Source organism: Pseudomonas brassicae (genome assembly GCF_010671725.1).
GTDB lineage: Bacteria > Pseudomonadota > Gammaproteobacteria > Pseudomonadales > Pseudomonadaceae > Aquipseudomonas > Aquipseudomonas brassicae.
Genome location: NZ_JAAHBU010000311.1, coordinates 1 through 2,042, shown reverse-complemented (window position 1 = coordinate 2,042; position 2,042 = coordinate 1). Strand labels below are relative to the sequence as shown.

Here is a 2,042-nt window from a genome sequence, read left to right as displayed (position 1 = left end):
CCGGGAACGACGTGCCCACCAGCAGCAGGCGCTGCGGGGTGTGGTGCTCGAGCAACGCGGCCAGGGCCTGCTGCGGTGTACGCGAAGAAAAACTGTCAGTCATCAGAGGTCCTCGTCCATCCGCCAAGACTAGCTGGCCGGGGCCCGCAGGCATAGAGGGCACGGCGATTGCGTCATGGCTTATTGCTGGCGGAGATGGAATCACCGGTCTTTACTCCCAGAGCATCGGTTTTGCACCGATTCCCCCTAGGAGATGCAACAAAATGAGCATAGTTCGCACAGCATTACCCCTGGTTCTGCTAACCAGCGTGTTGACTGGTTGTGCAGGTTTGCAAAAAACCGACTGGCCGACATGTGCTGCCGTCGGGGGCGTGGGCGGCGCAGCCCTGGGCGCCATTGAAAGTTCGAGTTGGGCCGGTTGGGGCGCGCTGATCGGTGGCGGCCTGGCGGCAGGCTACTGCTGGGCCCATGGTGATGGCGACGAAGACGGCGATGGCGTACCGGACAGCCGCGACAAGTGCCCGGGCACACCGCGTGGCGTGCAGGTGGATGCCAATGGCTGTCCGCCGGAACCGGTCGCGGTGGTCGAGGAAGTGGTAGTGGTCAAGGAAGAGGTCATCGTGATTCGCGATGTACTGTTCGAGTTCGATTCGGCCAGGCTCACTGGCGCCGACAAACTGCGCCTGGACAAGATCACTGCCCGCCTGAAAAACGAGGCTCCGAGCGCGCGCCTGAGCGTGACCGGGCATACCGACAGCGTCGGCGCCGATGCCTATAACCAGAAGCTCTCCGAACGGCGGGCCCATTCGGTGACCGACTACCTGGTCGAGGGCGGCATCCCACGCAACAGTTTCGTCTCGGTACAGGGCGCCGGTGAAACCCAGCCGGTGGCCGACAATGCCACGGCCGATGGGCGCTCGATGAACCGCCGGGTGGAAATCCGCATCGAACGCTGAGCCCCTGCGGACCACGGCTTGTGAAGTGCCGTGCGCCCGTCTTTACTCCTGTGTGACCGGTAGAGGCCGGTGACACAGGAGCATTACCCCATGAGTGTATTCACCAAGGCTGCGCTTCCCGTGCTACTGGCCACCAGCCTGCTTTCAGGTTGTGCCACCCACAGTGATGGCAGCGCCCCGTTGAATCAAAAGACCTGGCCAATCTGCAGCCTGCTCGGCGGCGCTGTCGGCGGTGGCCTGGGCGCGATCGAAAGTTCGGCCTGGGCCGCAGGCGCTGGGGCGTTGGGCGCCATTGCCGGTGGCCTGATCTGCTATGCCCAGGATGGCGACGAAGACGCTGATGGCGTGTTCGACCGGCGCGACCGCTGCCCTGACACCCCGGCCAATACCCCGGTCAGCCACAACGGTTGCCCGCTGCCGCAGTACCCGCCCAGCGAAAAAGCCCCGGCACCGGAACCCGAGGTGATCACCCTCGACGACCAGGGCAGCGTGATGTTTGCCTATGACTCGGCCGAGCTTACCGCCGCTGCCCAGCAACAGTTGCGCGGCCTGGTTGGCAAGCTCAGTGATCCGGGCATCGCCAGCATCAAGGTGATCGGGCACACCGACAGCCGTGGCAGTGATGCCTACAACCAGAGCTTGTCCGAACGCCGTGCCAGCAGCGTCGCGGAGTACCTGATCGGGCAGGGTCTGGCGCCGCAGAAACTGACCAGCCAAGGGCTGGGCGAGCGCCAGCCGATTGCCGACAACGACACCGATGCAGGTCGTGCGCAGAACCGTCGGGTCGAACTGCACCTCAATTGATCGCCGCGCAGGCTGGCATCGGCAGGGCGCGAGCCGTTAAGGTGGCAGGCAGCGCCCGCGCGAACTGCGCGGGTTGCCTGACGCCAATAACAAAAGGTACCCAGGTATGAAAGCGTTGTGGCTGGGCAAGGCCCTGACGGTAGTGTTCTGGTGGGTTGTGCTGGTCAATCTGCTGATCCCTGCGGACAAGCCCCTGCATGCGCTGATCAACCTCGCCGGTGCCACCTTGCTGGGGCTGCATATGCTTGAAATGTTGATGTTCAATGGCCGCCTGCGCGGGCG

At 64.1% G+C, this 2,042-nt stretch carries 3 protein-coding genes and 1 pseudogene; 3 read left to right on the top strand and 1 reads right to left on the bottom strand.

Going from position 1 to position 2,042, the window contains the following annotated elements:
• A pseudogene (locus G3436_RS29230) lies at nt 1–103 on the bottom strand (DUF6231 family protein); the annotation flags it as partial.
• A gap of 160 nt (nt 104–263) precedes the next feature.
• On the opposite strand from G3436_RS29230, the gene G3436_RS19780 reads away from it, so the two are divergent.
• The 3 genes from G3436_RS19780 to G3436_RS19770 form a co-directional block, all read left to right on the top strand.
• Nucleotides 264–956 carry a PA1041 family peptidoglycan-binding anchor lipoprotein gene (locus G3436_RS19780; protein ID WP_163948420.1) on the top strand — a complete coding sequence of 231 codons (693 nt, stop codon included), beginning with the start codon at nt 264–266 and terminating at the stop codon, nt 954–956.
• Nucleotides 957–1,046: 90 nt separating this feature from the next.
• Nucleotides 1,047–1,760 (top strand): PA1041 family peptidoglycan-binding anchor lipoprotein, encoded by a 714-nt coding sequence (locus tag G3436_RS19775; RefSeq protein ID WP_163948417.1) that lies wholly within the window; start codon nt 1,047–1,049, stop codon nt 1,758–1,760.
• Between the two features lie 106 nt (nt 1,761–1,866).
• A partial coding sequence (locus G3436_RS19770) for a DUF1145 domain-containing protein (protein ID WP_163948414.1) occupies nt 1,867–2,042 on the top strand: 176 nt, incomplete at its 3' end.

What these genes read in the sequence shown, in the direction of transcription:
- G3436_RS19780 (WP_163948420.1), top strand. Translation starts at nt 264, where the DNA reads ATGAGCATAGTTCGCACAGCATTACCCCTGGTTCTGCTAACCAGCGTG.
- G3436_RS19775 (WP_163948417.1), top strand. Translation starts at nt 1,047, where the DNA reads ATGAGTGTATTCACCAAGGCTGCGCTTCCCGTGCTACTGGCCACCAGC.